The sequence below is a fragment of the Parerythrobacter jejuensis genome, assembly GCF_039536765.1.
Lineage (GTDB): Bacteria > Pseudomonadota > Alphaproteobacteria > Sphingomonadales > Sphingomonadaceae > Parerythrobacter > Parerythrobacter jejuensis.
This window is the reverse complement of record NZ_BAAAZF010000001.1, coordinates 94,061-111,349: the sequence shown is the minus strand read 5'-3', so window position 1 is coordinate 111,349 and position 17,289 is coordinate 94,061. Positions and strand designations below refer to the sequence as shown.

Genomic DNA, 17,289 nt, shown 5'->3' with positions numbered 1-17,289 from the left:
TGTCCAGCGATTGACCGAGAAGTTTAGGAATTTCCTCTCGCGGCAATGCCGCTGAGAAATGAGAAGCTGTCGGTGGTGATCTCGATCGACAAGCTACGATTGCGGGCAGGACTCGTCGGCTTGCGCGGTCTGGGCAAAGCCATGTCTGCAATTGATTACGCCCGTCTTGCAAGCCGATGCATTTGGCCTGGTTTATTCGCTGCGGCGAATGCTCTTCGGCGGAAAGTGCATTCACCAGAATACACAAAATCGTGCATTTCGAGTGCGTTGAACTCTAGAGCTCTAGTGAGAACCACCGCGTCACGCTCAAAAGCAAATGGAAGCGCGATTCCTTTAGGCCACTAATTGAAAGGAGCCGCAGGAGGGTCGACCCAGTATCAGGGGCAACGGTGCGCAACCCATCTCCCGGCTTCGCTCCCTCGGGCGCACATGTTTTTTGAAAACAGGTGCATCAGCCGCCATTTTTCAGCATCGAGGGCAGCAATCGCAGTGAAGCGCTGCCCGGACACAGAATCATCCAAGAGCCCATGCTGCGTTATGGTGACAGCTATGATGTCTTGGCTCTGGTCACGGGACGGGCGCGGCTTGAACGTTGTCCGGGACAGCCATTGGGCTCGTTGCATCGATATGTACGTCTCGGGCTGCATAGGCGCGGTTTCAGGAGGTTCGCCCAGGAGACGAGTGACGAGAGCCAGAACATTGTCCTCTCGCCAGCTTTCCCATCCTTCCGCCCCGCCCCGCGACCAATCCATGAATGCCCCCTCCCGCAAGTAGCGGCGCGGGTGGAGGGAATTGTCGAAGCAATGACGGTCGCTGGGATTCTCTGTGAAATCGGCCATTCCGAGAGTCTCGCTCCCAAAGCGAACGGCGTAGCGTCTTTGCTCCACGCCATCGCTTTTGTACGTGAAGGTACGCGATCCCATGCAATCTGTTGGGCCGATTCGATGGGAATAGGTGGCCTTGAATGCGCCGGAGAGGTTGATGGTCGCTGTTGCCTGGTCGACGGACAGCGCAAGCGAGTTTTCGACCAAGCGGGCCCCCGACCTGAGACACCTGGTCTGGGCATCCACTGTCAAGACTCGGGCTTGCTGATCAAGCGATACGCAGATTCTCTTGATTGCTGAATCCTTCGCCTGCGCCTGAATGGGGATCCAGGCCAATGCCATCGCTACCGCAATCCATTTCCTCTTCATGTTTGCTCCTGTTGTTTGTGGCTTCATGGGCCGGACACGATCCTCTCCTCGAAATCGAAAGTTCGCTATGGGGCCTATCCCCCAATGACCGTCTGCAACTTGGGGGATGCACCCCATCCCCTTTGCAACCGGATCGGGCCAATATCCTCATCACATCAGGGGCATTCCCCCGTTGGATGAGGATATGGCAATGCAACCCAACAATCGCTTCAAGAAACTGTTGATGGCTCCGCTATTGGCAGTGGCACTAACAGGAGGTGCCGCGGCGCCAGCGCAGGCACAGATCCCAAGCGCATTGCCATATATCGGCCAGAAGGAACCGCAGGATCCGCTACCGATAGACGGCACATGGCGCATTCGTGAGAACAATGAGCTGATCATCATCGACAGAGGCCATGCCTACGCTGTCGACGGCTGGGTCCATACGGTGATCTTCAGGATTATGCCGCGGCAAGTTGTCATGGCAGACCTCAGGGAACGCGCTGATGGTACCATCGAAGGGCGCGACCTGCCATTGATGGCTCCGATCACCATGATCCCGATCGACGACTACACATTGCAGGTAACTGCGCGTGGCCTGATCCCGATCACCTATCACCTCGAACTCGTAGAGGCCGGTGAAGTGCTGCAACCCGAAGCACCCGATCAGGACGATAGCTGGTTCTCGTCCGATGATTCCCGGGACGACCGCCGAAATGAAAGCAAGGATGAGAGTTGGTTCCCTGCCGACGAAGACGGCTGAGCGAACGCGCCGCCCGAAAGCGGCAACACGTGATGAAAGAATGCTCGAATACTCTGTGGAGGATAGTAATATGTGGAAAGCAATCGTGAGTGCGACGGTGGCTTGGGGGCTTGCCCTCTTTGTCTCCATCGCCGTTCCGACCGCCCCTGCGCAAGCCGCCATGAGCTGTGGAGGCCTCAACCAGAAGACCTGTATCAGCATCAACCCGGCCAAACGTTGCAAGGGTAGCCTGGTTGAAAAACGCCAATCCGGCCGAAACATCTGTGTGCGCCCGACCCAATCAAGGCCTAATCCTGCACCTGCCGACAATTGCGGTGGCCTCAATCAGAAAACATGCGTCAGCTTCAACCCGGCGCGGCGCTGCAAGGGCAATTTGGTGGAGAAGCGCCAGAGCGGCCGCAACATCTGCGTGCGCCCTTCTCAAGTCGAAGCCGATTGCGGCGGCTTGAACCAAAAGACATGCGTCAGCCTCAATCCTGCACGACGCTGCAAAGGTAATTTGGTGGAGAAGCGACAGAGCGGCCGCAACATCTGCGTGCGCCCTTCTCAGGTCGAATCCGATTGCGGCGGTCTCAACCAGAAGACATGTGTGAGCCTCAATCCGGCTCGGCGCTGCAAAAGCGGGTTGGTCGAACAACGCCAAAGCGGTCGCAACATCTGCGTGCGTCCCTCGCAACTCGAAACCGATTGCGGCGGCCTCGACCAGAAGACATGTGTGAACCTCAATCCGGCACGACGCTGCAAGAGCGGACTGGTCGAACAACGCCAGAGCGGCCGCAACATCTGCGTGCGTCCCTCGCAGCTGGAACGTGATTGCGGTGGTCTCAACGAGAAAACATGCGTCAGTCTCAACCCTGCACGGCGGTGCGACGCCGGTCTCTCTGAACAACGTCTCTACGGACGTAATATCTGCGTCCGCCCCGAAGATGTTGTCGAAAAGAACGATAGCTGCGGCGGCCTCGGCCAAGCCACCTGCATAAGCGCCAATCCTCTCAAATGGTGTGACAAAGGTCTGGTCCAGAAAAGGCAGCCTGGACGCAACATCTGCATTGAGAAGGTCACAAATGCAGACCGGCTTGAAGTCGCCAAGAGCGTGATTGAAGATCTCGGCGAAGACAATCCGCTGGCACGCCTTACCCAATGCCTCGGTCAGCCGTCCAAGATTGGTCGTCTGCGCACAGCCATGACGGATCGTAGCCGGTTCGGCATCTCGGCTTTGCTGACCGAATGCAACGCCAGCATCTCAGAGCTTGCCAATATGGGTACAGACCCAACCCTTGGCAGCAACTACAACCCGGCTTCGACACGCGGTGCCAGCGGCAATCCCAGTGGCTTCTTCAAGACCCTGCACATCACTGCTGGCGGCAGTGGCGCGGCTTGGGTCGCGGGGACCGCTTCTGCTGGCTATGTGATCGAGCTCGTCAGCAACCCCAATGGCCGGTGGTACTTTACCGGCGGTCTTGGCACCGGCCCGAAAGCAGAGGTTGTCGGCGATGTGACCTTGGCTCTGTCGCGTTCCGATATTCCGACCGGCGGTTTCGGCCTGGATCACGGCACTTCAGCGGTCGTTTCAGGTCACTATGTGGTCGGCCTGTCCGGGGGCGTCGCCTTTGTCGGGAACACACTCGACTTCGACGGTATCAGCTTTGGCGTTGGCGGGGGTCTCGGAGCCGGCGGGGCTGTCTACAAAAACGGATCTGTGTTCCCGTTCCCGGACCTTTGACAGGCGATCGAGCCGCCCGGTCAAACCGCCGGGCGGCTCTACCGAAACCTCGAGATTTTCGAACAGCGGGGCAAGAGCAATGACAATGCGGAATACATCAGATCACCTTGATGCCGGATCTTCGCAAGCGTCAGGCCTGACTCCCCATGGGATCAATCAGCCCTTCCCGCAAGGCGAAGGCGACCAATTCGGTCCCCGAATGCACGCCGGTTTTGGCCATCATGTTAGTCCGATGCCGGTCAACCGTCTTGGCGCTGATGCCGAGTGTTTCCGCAATCTCGCGATTGGTCCGACCCGCAACAACGAGGTTGAGGACCTGCCGCTCCCGATCGGTCAAAGGCGAACGGTCGGCGACCTTTTCAAGCTCGGCAAGGTAGCGCGCGCAGATGATCCGTGCTCCCTGCAAGATGCGGGGAATGGCGCGGGTCAATTCGGCGAGATCGTCGGACTTGCAAAACACGCCATCAGCCCCGGCATCGACGATCTCGGCGATCTTCCCGCTGGCGGCAATCCCGGTGAAAACAACCACCTTGGTTTCGGGCGACCATCTGCGCGCTTCCAGCAAGACTTCTGTCCCGCCAGCATGCGGCATCGACACATCGAGCATGAGCAAGTCCGGACGATGTTTGCGGATTGCACCGATGGCTTCGATCCCGTTCTCGACCTCTTCGCAAATCATGATTTCGAGCCCTTCAAGCTCGTCGGATTCGCCAAGCGCACTCGTGAGGGCCTGCCGGATAATCGCGTGGTCGTCTGCGACGACCGCAGAAAATCTGCGTCCAAATGTCATACTTGCAATCCCACTCCCCCCCTGAGCTAATGGGGGATGCAACATAAAAGATGGACGGACCACTGCAAAAATCGCGATTCTTGATTCTCGGGCTCCTGGCAATTTTCGCCTCGAGCATTTGGCCGCTCCAACCCGTTGAGGCGAGAACACCGGTAGAGGTGCCAATCAACGCTTCGGTAGAACGGATCGATACCGAAGCGCTCTATTACTTTGCCGGGACGGGGCAGACTCCTACCCTCGACCAAGCGCGCGCTGCTCTTGCCAGAGGCGAATTCAAAGCCGACTTCCCGTCGACAAGCGGCATCGACGCCTTCACTCCCGAGCTCTGGATCGCAGTGCGGATCAAGGCCTCAGCGGTCAGAGACGCAGCGCCTGTCCGGCGCATTCTCGGTCTTGGGGGGATTTTCGTAGTCCTTCCGCAAGTCATTCTCGTCGCCCCCGACGGGACTGCACAGGAAATTCTCGCCACACGATCCGCGAATGAAGGCGACCTGGTGCCACGGTACCTGACCTATATCCGCACTGCGAGCTTCGACTTGCCGCCTGGCGAAGAACGGCTCGTGCTGATCAACACGACACTGGCTGATCGCCCCACTCTCGGCGTTTTTCGCGAAGGTGAGCTGGGCCGCAATCAGGTCGTCGCAACTCTCATCAAGGCTGGCTTCACCTTCACGCTCCTGATCATCGGCATCGTGCTAGCGGTTATCGCTGTTGTCACAAAGCGGCGGATCGGATTGCTTATCGCGATCGGATACTCGCTGGTGATGATCCAGGTCGATGCGTCACTCTACACGACGACCTATGGCGCCACGCCCCAACAAGGGCGGCAGATCTGGGAAGTGCTCACGCTGGCGGCAACATTCTTTCTTTACTACGCGTTCCTGTTTGCTTTCAAAGAGAGCCTGGGCCTGCATCGAAAACCCCTGATGTCCGGCCTCGCTATTGTCCTGCCGCTGCCGCTTGTCTGGGTCGCGATTGTTTCCGATGTGACGACCGACATTATCTGGGCCTATTACCTCAGCCTGCTGCTATTCAGCTGCGTGATTGCCTTCCGTTTCGATATCGCGCCGCGGCTGCGGTTGATTGCAGGCGCCATCATGGTCGCATGCGCAGTGGGGGCCGTACTGGTCGAGCCCTTTTATCTGGGCCGCTACCTGCCCGATCTGACGATCGAATGGTTGCGCGATGTCTTGCGGTTGCTCGCAGCCATGGGCATTCTCTTCATGGTGCTCGTCGATCTGCGCCGCACACGACGAGAGCGTGACCGAATGACCGAAGAACGGATCGCTGCGCTCCGATCTCAGGCAGATTCCGACCGGAAGCTGCTTGAAGCCGAGCGTGAATATGTGCGCGCCCGTGAAGCCGCAAGCCGGAGAAAACGCCAACTTGCTGCTGCTAGCCACGATATCCGCCAACCGCTGGTGGGTCTGCGTCAGGCGCTTGCCAGCGAGTCTGGCAACATTTCTCTTCCGCTTCAGTCAAGGCTCGGTGAAGCGATCGACTATCTCGAAAAGCTGACTGAGGAGTACAAGGAGCGCTCACCGCAAGGGGGTGACAAATTTGACCAAGAGGCAGAGCCTTACTCACTCAACCTGATCCTGCGCACTGTCGACGACATGTTTCGCGCCGAGGCAGAGGCGGCAGGAATTGCGTTGGAAATCGAACCGACGGCTGCAGTGACTACCGTCCCTGCACTCGCCTTGATCCGGGCAACCAGCAATCTCGTCGCTAATGCATTGCGCCACGCCCAGCCGACTCTGGTGCGCGTCTGGACTGAGGATAGCAATACGCTGAAAATCGTCGTTGAGGACGATGGCCGAGGGATGAGAACGGCTGACATCGAGCGGCTGCAAAGGTCCGGCGAAAAGGGCGAACACTCGAGCGGTGAAGGCTTGGGCTTGGCCATTATCCGCGAACTCGCCGAGCGGCACGATCTGTCGCTTGAACTATTGTCAGCGCCGGGTGAAGGAACGCGAGCCATCATTCAACTGGCGCTAAACAAGCGTCCATAGTTCGATCGATGAAGCCCGGGAATGCTATCCCAATGCGAGATTGTATTCTCCTTGCAGGAAACGCATGGTCTCTGCCCACTCTCATTCCAAGAGGGATTGCCACTCAACCTTGGCCAACCAGCCGGAGCGTGAAATGACGATCACTCACAAAGCTATCGCTATTGAGTGCGTGGGCTGCGGACCTGCATCGACCACCTAAACCCGCCTGTTCCGCTGGCTCACGGTTGGCCCCTCAATGCTGAGACAATTACTGGCGGTTTGTGGCGGAGAGGGTGGGATTCGAACCCACGGTACCCAGAAGGCACAACAGTTTTCGAGACTGCCCCGTTCGACCACTCCGGCACCTCTCCGCAAAGGTCAGTACTTACGGCGTGGCAGGCACGCCGGTCGATCAGGAAGCGCGGCTGCTAGCCCAAGCGCGCCGTGTTGCCAAGCCCTGAAAGTGGCGAAATCAGGGGACGGGACGAAAGGCCCCATTGTGCACTGCACACCGCCCCCTATATTCAGTGTATGGATAGTGCGTCTTTCTTCTCGCCCCAGGCCGGCCGCCAGATCGAAGTTCCCCGCAAGCTGAGCGCCCGCTTCGCTATCGGGGATGTCGTGCGGCACCGACGGTTCGATTTCCGCGGTGTGATCTTCGATATCGATCCGGTCTTCGCCAATAGCGAGGAATGGTACGAATCCATCCCGCAGGAAATCCGGCCTCGCCGGGACCAGCCGTTCTATCATCTCTTCGCCGAGAATGATGAATCGTCCTATGTCGCTTATGTCAGCCAGCAAAACCTGCTGCAGGACGGAGAAAGTGGCCCGGTCGAGCACCCGCAAGTGCCCGAACTGTTTGATGAATTCGATGGCGAACGGTACCGGATGCGCCGGGCTTTGACGCACTGAGGCCTGTCACTGCCGGTGTAGCTCCGGTGGCTCACGAAGCCCCTGTAAGCACTTTCTAACCTCGCCCCGCTATGGCTGTGCCATGGACGCCACATTCCCCTCGCCCCACAATACCGGCCGTGATGGTCTGGATCTCGCACTCCAGCGAGAAATGCAGCGTGGCGAACGCGTTCTGTGGCAGGGCCGACCCATACCGCGGGTTCAGCCTGCCTCCTTCGGCATCTTCCTGTTCGCGATCCCCTGGACAGCCTTTTCGCTGTTCTGGACTGCGATGGCCGGATGGGGTGCGGCAACAGCCATGGAGGGCGAATGGGGATGGATTGGACTGGCCTTCCCGCTTTTCGGTGTGCCTTTCATTGCCGTTGGCCTCGGCATGCTCTCGACGCCGTTCCTTCCCCTTTTCACGGCAAGCAAAACTCAGTTCGCGGTGACCAATCAGCGTTTGATCAAGTTGACCCTGGGTCGCTCGCTATCGTCGGAGACGGTGCCGGCCAACCGCATCGGCCATATCAAGCGCAGCGAGCGCAGTGACGGGAGTGGCAGCCTGACAATCGCCATCCGGGTTGGTGTCGATGGCGACGGAGACCGTTCTACCGAGGTTTTCCATCTGGGCGAAGTCGCCAACGTTCTCGAGGTTGAGCAAACAATCGGGGACGTGGTCGAACGTGACCGCCGCCAGCGCGGCTAGTCCTTGATCTTCCAACCAGACTTCAGCACGCGATAGACCAGGATCGCGAATAGCAGGTTGAACACACCCAGCCCGATGGCTGCGGTGACAACCGGCGCAGCCCCCACGCCAATATCGCTCTCACCCAGAAATCCGTAGCGGAAGCCGGAGATCACATAAAAGAACGGGTTGGCGCGGCTGACCAGCTGGAATACCTCGGCCAGGTTGTCGATCACATAGAAAGTGCCCGAAAGCAGGCTGAGCGGTGCAATCACAAAATTGGTGATGGCCGCATTGTGATCGAACTTCTCCGACCAGATAGAGGTCAGCAGACCCATCAAGGCCAGCATGATCGCGCCCATCAGGCCGAACCAGATGATCGCCCACGGCGCGGCGATGCCCAAGTTCACTCCGGGCCACAGTACCATCGCCAGCGAAACTGCACCGCCAACCATCACAGCGCGCGTCACCGCTGCCGCGATAATGCCGGTCATCAACTCCCCTTCGGACAAAGGCGGCATCAGCAGATCAATTATCGTCCCCTGGATCTTGCCCGACAGGAGCGAGAAACTGGAATTGGCGAACGCGTTTTGCATCATGCCCATCACGATCAGCCCCGGCGCGACGAAGCTGGAGAACGGAACTCCCAGAACTTCACGCCCACCGCGTCCCAGCGCGACCGAGAAGATCACCAGAAACAGCAAGGTTGTGACGGCCGGGGCCCAGATCGTCTGTGTCTGCACCTTGAGAAAGCGCCGGACCTCCTTCATATAGAGGCTCCACAAACCGATCCGGTTGATCCCGGTGATCATCGGTTCTCCGCGCGGTGTGAACCGCGGAGCTTCCCCGGCAGTTGTGTCGACGAATTGGGCGTCTTCAGTGGGCGCTTGATCAGGCATGCGGCGGCGGGTAGGCGCTGCGTTCGCCGCTGGCAAGTTGGATGGTCCGTCCCTATATGACGGATCGACAGAAATTTTGGATGGGCATTCCCGGATATGAGTTGGACTGAAGAACGCACTGCAACGCTCAAGAAGATGTGGGAAGGCGGCTCTACAGCCAGCCAGATCGCAGAGGAGCTGGGCGGTGTTTCGCGCAATGCCGTGATCGGCAAGGCGCACCGGCTGGGCCTGAAATCACGCCCTTCACCGGTTAAAGCGAACGACAAGAAGAAAGCAGCAGCGAAGCCTGCGGCCAAGCCAGCGGCGAAGAAGCCTGTGGCGAAGCCTGCGGCCCGCCCCGCTGCGCCCAAACCGGCTGCACGCCCTGCTGCCGGGCCGAGCAATGCCGGTGGCCAGGTTCCGTCTCAGCCGCTGCCCAATGCCGGGAAGAGCGATCTGCCCAAGATCGTATCGGTCGGGCCGGGTGGCTTCCTGCGCCAGGGCCCAGGTGATCAGCAGGCACCGATCCCCCCTGCCCCGCCGCGCCGCCTGGTACCTGCCAAGCCGAGCCCGGAAATTTCTGACAAGACCAGCCTGCTGGATCTAAGCGACAAAGTATGCCGCTGGCCGATGGGCCATCCTGGCGAACCCGATTTCCATTTCTGCGGCGAGCAGGTGAACCCCGGCTTCCCCTATTGCGTCGAACATTGTGGCCGCGCCTACCAGGCACAGCTGCCCCGTGGTGCGCGCAGGCCCCCACCGCCCCTTCCCTTTGGCGGCCCCCGCGTCCGCTAGGCATCATTCAAGAATTGCGAAGGCCCGCTGGTTCCATCCGGCGGGCCTTTTGCTTAAGCCACAATCGACACCGCGAATCCCCACGGGAGAATCCACATGCCGCTCAGTCTACACGCCGCCTATGTGCCAAGTGCCCTGCAAATGCTTGGCACCGCCAATCACCTGCTCGACAAGACCGAGCAATGGTGCGCGGACGAGGGTTGCGACCATGGCACAATCATTGGCGCACGCCTGATCGAGGACATGCTGCCCTTCTGTTACCAGGTCAAAAGCGTCGCCGAGCATACGGCGGGAGCAATCGAAGCTGTTCGTGAGGGGCTCTATTCGCCCGACCTCAACCCGCCTCCCACAAGCTTTGAGGAATTGCGGGCCAAGCTCGCCAATGCCGTCGAAGTTATGAAGGCCCTCAACGAGGACGAGATGGAGAGCTGGATGGGGCGCGATATGCGGTTCGAATTCAAGGACCGCGGCATGGATTTCACTGTCGAGGATTTCCTGCTCAGCTTCAGCCAGCCGAATTTCTACTTCCACTGCACCGCCGCCTATTCCATCGCACGAATGCTGGGTGTCCCGATCGGCAAGATGGACTATATGGGCGCCGTTCGGATCAAGACCTGAACCAGCGCGACGGACAGTGGTGCGCTGCAACACGCTGATCCCAAAAGGAATGACTTCATGCGTTTGATGACACTCACCCTGCCGCTCGCGGCGGGACTCCTCACCACGCCTGCGCTGGCAGAGCTGCCCGAAAGCACCCGCGCGATGATCGACGCGGCGATTGCCAGTGGCGATGCTGACAAGGTCGCCACCGTGATCGAACTGGCCCGTGAAGTGCATCCGGACGATATCGCCGAAATCGACGTGATCGCTGCCGAATTCGATGCCCGGCAGCTAGCGCTCGCCGCCGAGGAGGCGGCCGCAGAAGAGGAATCCATCCGCAAGGCGGGCCTGTTCGATAACTGGAAAGGTGAAGGCCAGATCGGCGCCTTCCGATCCACCGGCAACAGTTCCAACACGGGCATCACGGCCGGTTTGAAGCTGCAACGGGTCGGCATCGACTGGCGTCACAAATTGCGCGGCTTGATCGATTACCAGCGCAGCAACGGCGTCACCACGCGAGAGCAATTCCTTGCTTCCTACGAACCGAATTATGACATCAGCGGCGATCTCTACGCCTATGCCCTGGCACAATATGAGCGAGACCGCTTCCAAGGCTTCTCTGCGCGTCACTCTGCCTCAGGCGGCCTTGGTTACCGGGTAATCGAAAACGAAAGGATGAACTTCGAGGTCAAGGCTGGCCCTGCCTGGCGCCGTACTGAGAGGGTGAACGGCACGACCGATTCCCGCTTGGCCGGGCTGGCAGCGCTCGATTTTGACTGGAAGATCGCCGACACCATTACGCTGACTCAGGATGCGAGCGCATTCGTGCAGAGCGGTAACAGTACTTTTCTGTCCAACACCGGAATCGAAGCGGGCCTGACCGGGGCCATCAAGGCGCGCATCTCCTACAGCGTGGAGCACGATACAAACCCGCCTGCCGGCGCGATCAAGACCGACACGCTCACACGCTTCACATTGATCTACGGGTTCTAGAGCTTCGCGAACCAGATTGTGTGGCGCGGCCCCTTGTTGTTGGGCCGTGCACGGAAAAAGCGCTCTTCGACCTGGAAGCGCGCATCTCGCAGGCGCTTGTTGAAGGCCGGATCAGCGGCTGCCGACCAGATCGCCAGGACGCCACCCGGTTTGAGAGCATCGCGCGCGCGAGCGAGGCCAGTGCGGGAATAGAGCCGGTTGTTTTCCTCGCGCACGATCCCATCCGGTCCGTTATCAACATCGAGCAGGATCGCATCGAATTTCTCACACGTGCCATCATTGGCATCATCGATCAGCGCCATCACATCGCAGATTTTCAGATCAAGACGTGGATCGTCCAGCGTATCGCCGGTCAGATGCGCCATCGGGCCCTTGGCCCATTCAATGATCTCCGGCACCAATTCGGCCACGACGGCCTGACCGCCCGGCCCCATCCGCGCCAAAGCTGCACGCAGCGTAAAGCCCATGCCATAGCCACCAATCAGCATGCGCGGCTCGCTGCCCTTGAGCCGGTCCATCGTCTGCTCGGCCAGCTGCTCTTCGGAATATTGCATCCGGGTGCTCATCAGCTCGTTGCGCTGGAACACGATCATGAAATCGCGCCCGTGGCTGATCAGCTGGAGCTCTTCCCCGTCCGGTACCTGTGCGGTGTCGATCAATTTGCGTTCTAGCATGGGCGGCTCCTAGTCTGTGTGGCGCACAAAAGGAAAGGGCCGCGAAACGATCGCGGCCCTCTCTTGTCGGTTCGGCGGAAGGGTTAGTCCTTCAGGAAGTCGGGAACGTGGCCTTCTCCGCCACCGTTTCCGCCCTTGTCGCCACCGCCGTCACGGCGCGGACCACGATCACCACCGCGACCACGGCCACCGCCGCCGCCACGCGGGCGACGATCACCGCCACCACGGCCGCCCTTGTCACCACGCGGTTCGCGCGGCGGGCGGGTGTCTTCCAGCTCTTCGCCGGTTTCCTGGTCAACAACGCGCATCGACAGGCGGACCTTGCCGCGCTGGTCGATTTCGAGGACCTTGACTTTAACTTCCTGCCCTTCGGACACAACGTCGGTCACCTTCTCGACCCGCTCGTTCTTCATTTCGGAGACGTGGACGAGACCGTCCTTGCCACCCATGAAGTTCACGAATGCACCGAAATCTACGATGTTGACGACCTTGCCGTTGTAGATCTTGCCGACTTCGGCCTCTTCCACAATGCCTTCGATCCATGCCCGTGCCGCTGCAATTTCATCAGCGTTCGAGGACGAGATCTTGATCGTGCCTTCATCATCAATGTCGACCTTGGCGCCGGTTTCCGAGACGATTTCACGGATGACCTTGCCGCCAGTGCCGATGATGTCACGGATCTTCGACTTGTCGATCTGCATCGTTTCGATACGCGGAGCATGCTTGGAAACTTCGCCGCGCGAAGAGCCCAGAGCATCGGTCATCTTGCCCAGGATGTGCGCACGGCCAGCTTTCGCCTGCTCCAGCGCCTGGGTCATGATTTCCTGTGTGATGCCAGCCACCTTGATGTCCATCTGCAGCGAGGTGATCCCTGCTTCGGAACCGGCCACCTTGAAGTCCATGTCGCCCAGGTGATCTTCGTCACCCAGAATGTCTGACAGGACGGTGAAATCATCACCTTCCAGGATCAGGCCCATGGCAATACCCGACACAGGACGCTTGAGCGGAACGCCGGCATCCATCATCGAGAGACTGCCACCGCAGACCGTCGCCATCGAGCTCGAGCCGTTGGACTCCGTGATGTCGGACAGGACGCGGATGGTGTACGGGAATTCTTCCGTATCGGGCAGAACCGGACGAAGGGCACGGAAGGCGAGCTTGCCGTGACCGGTTTCGCGGCGGCTGGTGAACCCGAAACGGCCCACTTCGCCAACCGAATAGGGCGGGAAGTTGTAGTGCAGCATGAAGTTGCTGTAGCTAAGCCCTTCCAGACCATCGATCATCTGCTCGGCATCCTTGGTGCCCAGCGTGGTGGTGCAGATCGCCTGCGTTTCACCGCGGGTGAACAGCGCCGAACCATGGGTCCGTGGAAGCAGGCCGACCATCGCTTCGATCGGACGTACTTCGTCCGTCTTACGACCGTCGATGCGCTGGCCATCCTTGAGAATGGCCTTGCGCACGATGTCGCTTTCCAGCTTCTTCACGAGCTTGAGGATGCCCATATACTGGCCCGGATCGCTTTCAGCGAGATCGGCGTAGTGATCGCGCGCCTTGGTACGAGCGGCATTCACCGCATCCTGACGGGCCGACTTGTCGGTGATCTTGTAGGCAGCAGCCAGATCGTCGCCGATGACGCCGCGCAGCTCTTCCAGAGCAGCGGTCTTGTCTTCGACCGGATCGAGTTCCCACGGATCCTTGGCAGCCTGTTCGGCGAGATCAATGATCGCACCGATGACCTTGCGGCTTTCCTCGTGTGCGAACATCACTGCGCCGAGCATCTGCTCTTCGGTCAGTTCCTTGGCTTCGGATTCAACCATCATCACCGCGTCTTGCGTAGCGGCGACAACAAGATCGAGATTGCCGTCTTCGCCCAGCGCGTCTGTGACGGTCGGGTTGAGGACATATTCGCCATCATTGTTGAAGCCGACGCGCGCAGCGCCAATCGGACCCATGAACGGCAGACCCGAAATGGTCAGCGCAGCCGAGGCTGCGATCATCGCGACGATATCTGGCTCGGTCTCACCATCATAGGAAAGAACCTGGCAGATCACGTTGATTTCGTTGTAGAAACCTTCCGGGAACAGCGGACGACACGGACGGTCGATCAGACGCGAGGTGAGCGTTTCCTTCTCCGTAGCGCGGCCTTCGCGCTTGAAGAAGCCGCCCGGGATACGGCCCGCAGCGGAGAATTTTTCCTGATAGTGAACGGTCAGCGGGAAGAAATCCTGGCCTTCCTTGACGCTCTTGGCGGCGGTCACGGCGCACAGCACCACGGTTTCGCCATAGGTGGCCAGCACGGCGCCGTCTGCCTGACGGGCGATCTGACCGGTTTCGAGGGTGAGGGTTTTCCCGCCCCACTCCAACGATACGGTTTTCTTGTCGAACATGTATTTTCCTTATGAACCCGTGCGCCACATTGCGTCACGGGGCCTCTGTGTTCCGGGAAATCCGCCCCGGTGCGGTGTAGGGCTTTCGTCTGCCCCTTGGGCTGGCAACCGGATGTTGCCCAGCTCCATATGCGAAAAGGCGGCCCACAATGGAGCCGCCTCTCGAAACTCTTACTTACGAAGACCCAGCTTCGCGATCAGGGCATTGTAGCGCTCTACGTCTTTCTTCTTGAGATAGGCGAGCAGGCTACGGCGTTTGTTGACCATGGTCAGCAGGCCGCGACGCGAGTGGTTGTCTTTGTGGTTGCCTTTGAAGTGATCCGTCAGGTTGCGGATACGCTGGGTCAGAATGGCGACCTGGACTTCAGGGCTGCCCGTGTCGTTTTCTTCGCGGGCGTGTTCTTTGATAACTTCTTGCTTTTGTTCAGCACTAATCGACATGTGTGTCTCTCTTACTCAGCGACATCGGGTAGGTTGAACCCCCGCACGACCTTGGCCGTGCCACCGGTGATTTCCATAAGCGCAACCGGCGTAGCGGCCAGCTTCGCGAAATAGAGCCCATCGGTTTGGGGCAGTCCGGAAATGACCCGGCCCTGTCGGACCGCCTGCGCGCTTTCCAGATCGAGTTTTAGAGCCGGGATGTCGTCCAGCCCCGCCTCGAGCGGCAGGAGGAGGTCTTGAAGGCCAGCGCCCTTACCGATTTCGTTGAGTTTGTCTAGCGAAATCGCCTGATTTTCAGCGAACGGGCCGGCCTTTGTGCGCCTGAGATAGGTAACATGGCCAAGCGTTCCAAGAGCCCGCGCAATATCGCGTGCCAGCGAACGGATATAGGTCCCTTTCGAGACATGTGCGGTCAGCGTCACAGCGTCCGCCAGCTCAAGCGGAGCAGACGGGTCGTAGGGGTCCGGTCGCCCCGCTGTTGTGGCAAAGGCGGAATCGAGCTCCGCATCCTGACGATCGCCCGCAAATGTGAGCGCATGGATGGTGACCGCCCGGGTCTTCAGTTCGACCTCTTCCCCGGCCCGCGCCAGGTCATAGGCACGCTTGCCGTCGACCTTGAGCGCGGAATATTTCGGTGGCACCTGTTCAATGTCCCCGGTGAAATGTTCCAACACCGCTGCAATGGCCGCCATCGGCGGGCGGCGGTCTGTCTGCTCCACCACCTGCCCTTCACTGTCGAGCGTGTCGGTCTCTGCCCCGAACTGGATCGTGAATTCATAGATCTTGCTAGCATCGAGCATGCGACCAGCCAGCTTGGTCGCTTCGCCCAGCGCTATCGGCAATACGCCCTCTGCCAGCGGGTCGAGCGTGCCGCCATGGCCAACCTTGGTCTTGGCATATCCACCTTCGCGCAAGTTGCGTTTCACGGCCCCGACCGCCTGGGTCGAGCTGAGCTCGCGCGGTTTATCGAGGATCAGCCAACCATGGGGTGACGGCTTGCTCAAGTTGGTCCCCCGGCCGGTTCCGCTTCACCGCGCCCAATCGCAAGCTCTGCAGCTTGCCCAAAGACCAGCCGGTTCGCCGCCAGGGCTACGCCCACTGCAAGGAACAGCGTTGCGGCCATACCGTGAATGTAGTGCGCTGGCTGCCAATACATACTCCAGAAGGCATAGAATGCGACACCGAGGACCACCCCGATCATTGCGGCCCCTGCCTTCACATTGCGGAAGCACAGGCCGACAATAAACGCCGACAGGATCGGCATGGAAAGCAGGCCATAGAGTTGCTGGACCGTGTTAATCAGGCTTTCCTGTTGCGCAAAAAACGGCACCAGCGCCAGCGCGAGGACGCTCATGATAACAGAGACGATCGCGCCCAGTTTCCTTACGCTCCTGGTCTCTTTTCCGTAGGCCTCGTGAATGTCGCACACATACAGCGCGGCGCTGGCATTGAGGATCGAGTTGAAGCTCGTCAGAATCGCCGCGACGATGGCTGCGGCGAAAACACCCGAGAGCCACACCGGCATGACCTCGGCAACGATCATGCCATAGGCACCATCCGAAGGCACATCGCCAAATAGTTTGTAGCTCACGATCCCGGGAACCACGACAATCAGCGGCACGATCAGCAAACGGATACCAGCCGCCGCAAGCACGCCCTTTTGCGCCTCCCGGATGCTGGGAGATGCCATCGCGCGCTGGGTGATGGTCTGGTTGGTGGACCAGTAAAATGTCTGGATGAATATCATGCCGGTCAGCAGCGTGTGCCAGGGAATATCGCTGTCATCGTCGCCGATCAGGGTCAGCCGGTCAGCAGGAATACCGCTAAGGTCGAAATCGACCGCAGCCAGCGCGAGATAGGCAACCAGGACGGCCAGGCCCAATACCAGCACGCCCGAATAGGTGTCCGACACAGCCACGGCGCGCAGACCCCCGAACACCGCATAGGCTGCACCGATGGTCGCCAGGATGATCGAGGACATCATCAGGTTTTCGAGCCCACCGTCGAGCCCCAGCATGGAAAGGAAAAACCGCGACCCGCCATAGAGAATTGCAGGCAGGAAAATGAACAGGTTGCCGGCAAGGAAGAGGACCGAGATCAAGGCGCGGATGTTTCGGTCACCAAACTTCTTCTGCAGCAATTCGGTCGTCGTAGTGCAGTTGTTGCGATAATAGACCGGCAGGAACACGAAGGCGAGGATGAACAGTCCGGCAACAGCGGCAAATTCCCACCACGCGACGAGCAGCATCTGGTTGCCATTCATGCTGACGAGCTGGTCGGTCGACAGGTTGGTCAGCGTGATGGACCCGGCCACGAAATACCAGCTGAGCGAGCCCCCGGCGAGGAAGTAGTCACGCTCCTGCCCTTTGGCATCGGTGGCCCCGCTGGAGCGCGTGCCACGCACATGGAGATAGGTCGCCAAGGCTATCAGGGCGGAAATGGCTAGAAATACGCCCACCTGGACCGGATCATTCATTGTCTGGAGCACCCCTCGTCAACGCAG

The 17,289-nt window shown here is 59.5% G+C and carries 16 protein-coding genes and 1 tRNA gene; 8 read left to right on the top strand and 9 right to left on the bottom strand.

Annotated features, from left to right (window positions below):
- Positions 1-377: 377 nt before the first annotated feature.
- Positions 378-1,193: a hypothetical protein gene (locus tag ABD653_RS00590; RefSeq protein WP_160779373.1), complete on the bottom strand. Its 816-nt coding sequence runs from the start codon at positions 1,191-1,193 to the stop codon at positions 378-380.
- Between the two features lie 184 nt (positions 1,194-1,377).
- Here ABD653_RS00590 and ABD653_RS00585 point away from each other — a divergent pair, with 184 nt between their 5' ends.
- Together ABD653_RS00585 and ABD653_RS00580 are read left to right on the top strand one after the other, a co-directional pair.
- Positions 1,378-1,935, top strand: coding sequence for a hypothetical protein (locus ABD653_RS00585; protein WP_160779372.1), 558 nt, complete (start codon positions 1,378-1,380; stop codon positions 1,933-1,935).
- 40 nt (positions 1,936-1,975) lie between these two features.
- Positions 1,976-3,658 (top strand): hypothetical protein, encoded by a 1,683-nt coding sequence (locus ABD653_RS00580; protein WP_160779371.1) that lies wholly within the window; start codon positions 1,976-1,978, stop codon positions 3,656-3,658.
- Between the two features lie 130 nt (positions 3,659-3,788).
- Here ABD653_RS00580 and ABD653_RS00575 read toward each other — a convergent pair whose 3' ends face one another.
- Entirely contained in the window at positions 3,789-4,448 is a 660-nt protein-coding gene (locus tag ABD653_RS00575; protein WP_160779370.1) for a LuxR C-terminal-related transcriptional regulator, read from the bottom strand.
- A gap of 158 nt (positions 4,449-4,606) precedes the next feature.
- Here ABD653_RS00575 and ABD653_RS00570 point away from each other — a divergent pair, with 158 nt between their 5' ends.
- Entirely contained in the window at positions 4,607-6,460 is a 1,854-nt protein-coding gene (locus ABD653_RS00570) for a sensor histidine kinase (RefSeq protein WP_160779369.1), read from the top strand.
- A gap of 261 nt (positions 6,461-6,721) precedes the next feature.
- Here ABD653_RS00570 and ABD653_RS00565 read toward each other — a convergent pair.
- Positions 6,722-6,810 (bottom strand) — tRNA-Ser (locus ABD653_RS00565).
- A gap of 160 nt (positions 6,811-6,970) precedes the next feature.
- Between ABD653_RS00565 and hspQ the strand changes: the two genes are divergently transcribed.
- Together hspQ and ABD653_RS00555 are read left to right on the top strand one after the other, a co-directional pair.
- The gene (hspQ, locus tag ABD653_RS00560; RefSeq protein ID WP_160779368.1) at positions 6,971-7,351 is read left to right on the top strand and encodes a heat shock protein HspQ; all 381 of its coding nucleotides are present in this window, start codon (positions 6,971-6,973) and stop codon (positions 7,349-7,351) included.
- 82 nt (positions 7,352-7,433) lie between these two features.
- Complete coding sequence (locus ABD653_RS00555; RefSeq protein ID WP_160779367.1) at positions 7,434-8,039, top strand: hypothetical protein; 606 nt, start codon at positions 7,434-7,436, stop codon at positions 8,037-8,039.
- Here ABD653_RS00555 and ABD653_RS00550 read toward each other — a convergent pair.
- Positions 8,036-8,917, bottom strand: a complete 882-nt coding sequence (locus ABD653_RS00550) for an ABC transporter permease (RefSeq protein ID WP_199801121.1) — start codon at positions 8,915-8,917, stop codon at positions 8,036-8,038. The two genes, ABD653_RS00555 and ABD653_RS00550, sit on opposite strands and share 4 nt — an antisense overlap.
- A 96-nt stretch (positions 8,918-9,013) precedes the next feature.
- On the opposite strand from ABD653_RS00550, the gene ABD653_RS00545 reads away from it, so the two are divergent.
- From ABD653_RS00545 to ABD653_RS00535, 3 genes are all read left to right on the top strand, one after another.
- Positions 9,014-9,691 carry a GcrA family cell cycle regulator gene (locus ABD653_RS00545; protein ID WP_160779366.1) on the top strand — a complete coding sequence of 226 codons (678 nt, stop codon included), beginning with the start codon at positions 9,014-9,016 and terminating at the stop codon, positions 9,689-9,691.
- Between the two features lie 96 nt (positions 9,692-9,787).
- Complete coding sequence (locus ABD653_RS00540) at positions 9,788-10,309, top strand: DUF1993 domain-containing protein (protein ID WP_160779365.1); 522 nt, start codon at positions 9,788-9,790, stop codon at positions 10,307-10,309.
- Positions 10,310-10,366: 57 nt separating this feature from the next.
- On the top strand, positions 10,367-11,284 hold the full coding sequence (locus tag ABD653_RS00535) for a DUF481 domain-containing protein (protein ID WP_160779364.1): 918 nt from the start codon (positions 10,367-10,369) through the stop codon (positions 11,282-11,284).
- Here ABD653_RS00535 and ABD653_RS00530 read toward each other — a convergent pair.
- From ABD653_RS00530 to ABD653_RS00510, 5 genes are all read right to left on the bottom strand, one after another.
- Complete coding sequence (locus ABD653_RS00530; protein WP_160779363.1) at positions 11,281-11,958, bottom strand: spermidine synthase; 678 nt, start codon at positions 11,956-11,958, stop codon at positions 11,281-11,283. The genes ABD653_RS00535 and ABD653_RS00530 overlap by 4 nt on opposite strands.
- An 83-nt stretch (positions 11,959-12,041) precedes the next feature.
- Entirely contained in the window at positions 12,042-14,345 is a 2,304-nt protein-coding gene (pnp, locus tag ABD653_RS00525) for a polyribonucleotide nucleotidyltransferase (protein ID WP_160779362.1), read from the bottom strand.
- A 171-nt stretch (positions 14,346-14,516) separates the two neighbouring features.
- Positions 14,517-14,786: a 30S ribosomal protein S15 gene (gene rpsO, locus ABD653_RS00520; protein WP_160779361.1), complete on the bottom strand. Its 270-nt coding sequence runs from the start codon at positions 14,784-14,786 to the stop codon at positions 14,517-14,519.
- 11 nt (positions 14,787-14,797) lie between these two features.
- Positions 14,798-15,790: a tRNA pseudouridine(55) synthase TruB gene (gene truB, locus ABD653_RS00515; RefSeq protein ID WP_160779360.1), complete on the bottom strand. Its 993-nt coding sequence runs from the start codon at positions 15,788-15,790 to the stop codon at positions 14,798-14,800.
- Complete coding sequence (locus ABD653_RS00510) at positions 15,787-17,262, bottom strand: SLC5 family protein (RefSeq protein WP_160779359.1); 1,476 nt, start codon at positions 17,260-17,262, stop codon at positions 15,787-15,789. Before ABD653_RS00510 ends, truB begins: the two co-directional genes overlap by 4 nt.
- Between the last annotated feature and the right edge of the window lie 27 nt (positions 17,263-17,289).

Bases quoted from the DNA above. Each gene is read 5' to 3' on its own strand.
- ABD653_RS00575 (WP_160779370.1), bottom strand. From the start codon at position 4,448: ATGACATTTGGACGCAGATTTTCTGCGGTCGTCGCAGACGACCACGCG.
- hspQ (WP_160779368.1), top strand. From the start codon at position 6,971: ATGGATAGTGCGTCTTTCTTCTCGCCCCAGGCCGGCCGCCAGATCGAA.
- ABD653_RS00580 (WP_160779371.1), top strand. From the start codon at position 1,976: ATGCTCGAATACTCTGTGGAGGATAGTAATATGTGGAAAGCAATCGTG.
- ABD653_RS00530 (WP_160779363.1), bottom strand. From the start codon at position 11,958: ATGCTAGAACGCAAATTGATCGACACCGCACAGGTACCGGACGGGGAA.
- ABD653_RS00590 (WP_160779373.1), bottom strand. From the start codon at position 1,193: ATGAAGAGGAAATGGATTGCGGTAGCGATGGCATTGGCCTGGATCCCC.
- ABD653_RS00540 (WP_160779365.1), top strand. From the start codon at position 9,788: ATGCCGCTCAGTCTACACGCCGCCTATGTGCCAAGTGCCCTGCAAATG.
- ABD653_RS00510 (WP_160779359.1), bottom strand. From the start codon at position 17,262: ATGAATGATCCGGTCCAGGTGGGCGTATTTCTAGCCATTTCCGCCCTG.
- pnp (WP_160779362.1), bottom strand. From the start codon at position 14,345: ATGTTCGACAAGAAAACCGTATCGTTGGAGTGGGGCGGGAAAACCCTC.
- ABD653_RS00555 (WP_160779367.1), top strand. From the start codon at position 7,434: ATGGACGCCACATTCCCCTCGCCCCACAATACCGGCCGTGATGGTCTG.
- rpsO (WP_160779361.1), bottom strand. From the start codon at position 14,786: ATGTCGATTAGTGCTGAACAAAAGCAAGAAGTTATCAAAGAACACGCC.
- ABD653_RS00535 (WP_160779364.1), top strand. From the start codon at position 10,367: ATGCGTTTGATGACACTCACCCTGCCGCTCGCGGCGGGACTCCTCACC.
- ABD653_RS00585 (WP_160779372.1), top strand. From the start codon at position 1,378: ATGGCAATGCAACCCAACAATCGCTTCAAGAAACTGTTGATGGCTCCG.
- ABD653_RS00550 (WP_199801121.1), bottom strand. From the start codon at position 8,917: ATGCCTGATCAAGCGCCCACTGAAGACGCCCAATTCGTCGACACAACT.
- ABD653_RS00545 (WP_160779366.1), top strand. From the start codon at position 9,014: ATGAGTTGGACTGAAGAACGCACTGCAACGCTCAAGAAGATGTGGGAA.